The organism is Streptomyces sp. SBT349 (assembly GCF_001083795.1).
GTDB lineage: Bacteria > Actinomycetota > Actinomycetes > Streptomycetales > Streptomycetaceae > Streptomyces.
In genome coordinates, this window is record NZ_LAVK01000641.1 from 1 (window position 1) to 1,697 (window position 1,697).

A 1,697-nucleotide genomic window follows, 5' to 3' on the forward strand; every position below is an offset into this window, starting at 1 on the left:
CGGCGTCGGGTAGTCGAAGACGAGGCTGGCGGGCAGTTCGACGCCGGTGGCGGCGACCAGGCTGTTGCGCAGTTCGACGGCGGTCAGCGAGGTGAAGCCCATGTCGCTGAACGCGGCGTCCGGTTCGACGGCCTCGGGGTCGGCGTGGCCGAGGACGGCGGCGATGTGGCGCCGTATCAGGTCCAGCGCCCTGGCCCCCCGCGCCTCGGGCGCGAGCCCGGCCAGGTCGGCGCCCAGCGGCGAGGCGGCGGCTCGGGCCCCGTCCGGGGCGGCGGCGCCCGAGGCGGCGGACGCGCTGGGCGCGCCGGTGGAGGCGGGGAGGCCGAGGTGGGGGGCGGTGGTGGTGAGCCCGGCGTCCAGCCAGTAGCGGTCGCGGGTGAACGCGTAGGTCGGCAGCGGCACGCGGCGGGGCGCGAGGCCGGCGTGGAACGCCTGCCAGTCGGGCCGCCGCCCGGTGGTGTAGAGCCGGGCCACGGCCGTGGTGACGTCCGCCACCGGCTCGCCGTCCGCGCGCTGCGCGGGCACGAAACGCGCCTCGGCGCCGGCGGGCAGGCAGTGCTGGCCCATGCCGGACAGCACGCCGTCGGGGCCGAGTTCCAGGTGGGTGGCGACGCCGTGGCCGTGCAGCGCGGCGATCCCGTCGGCGAAGCGCACGGTGCCGCGCATGTGCCGCACCCAGTAGTCGGGGGTGGAGAGCAGCTCGGGGTCGGCGAGCGCGCCGGTCACGTTGGAGACCAGGGGCACCGCGGGCGGCGCGTAGGTGACGCTCTCCGCGACGGTCCTGAACTCGTCCAGCACGCCGTCCAGTCGAGGCGAGTGGAAGGCGTGGCTGACCTTCAGCCCGGTCGTCCTGCGGCCCCGCTCCCGCCAGGTGCCCGCGATCCGGGCGACCGTGTCGGCGTCGCCGGAGACCACGACGGAGGAGGGGGCGTTGACGGCCGCGAGCGACACCAGGTCCTCGTGTCCGGCCAGGGACGGCGCGATCTCGGACTCGCTCGCCTCGATGGCCGCCATCGCCCCGCCCGCCGGCGCCTTCGCCATCAGGCGGCCGCGCGCGATCACGAGCGCGCAGGCGTCGTGGAGGCCGAGGACCCCGGCGATGTGCGCGGCGGCCAGTTCGCCGACGGAGTGGCCGAGGACGGCGTCGGGCCGCACGCCCCAGGAGGCGAGGAGCCGCGCCAGGGCGACCTCGAACGCGAACAGCGCGGGCTGGGCGTACTCGGTGCCGCCCAGCGCGTCCGCCTCGGGCGTGCCGGGCTCCGCGGTCATCAGGTCGCGCAGCGACCGGCCGAGCGACGGGTCGGCGTGGGAGCAGATCTCTTCGAGCGCCTCCGCGTAGACGGGGAACGTCCGGGCCAGGGCGGCGCCCATCCCGGGCCGCTGGCTGCCCTGCCCGGTGAAGAGGAACGCGAGCTTGCCGCGGCGGGCCCTGCCGGTCCAGAGCCCGGGGGCGGGGTCGCCCGCGGCCAGGGCGGCGGTCGCCGCGAGGAGTTGGTCGCGGTCCTGGGCGACCAGGGCGGCCCGGTGGTCCATCGGGGTACGGGTGACGGCGATCGAGTGGGCGAGGTCGGCGAGCCGTTCCTCGGGCCGGGCCAGCAGGTGGTCGCGGAGCCGTTCCGCCTGGCCGCGCAGTGAGGCGGCGGAGCGGGCGGACAGCGCGAACGCCAGCGGGCGCGGCGCGTCGGGGCCGCCGGGTG

The 1,697-nt window shown here is 77.7% G+C and carries 1 protein-coding gene; it reads right to left on the reverse strand.

Features of this window, described 5'->3' with window-relative positions:
* The coding region (locus ADY01_RS35460; RefSeq protein WP_049580984.1) for an acyltransferase domain-containing protein at positions 1-1,697 on the reverse strand (1,697 nt) is incomplete at both ends.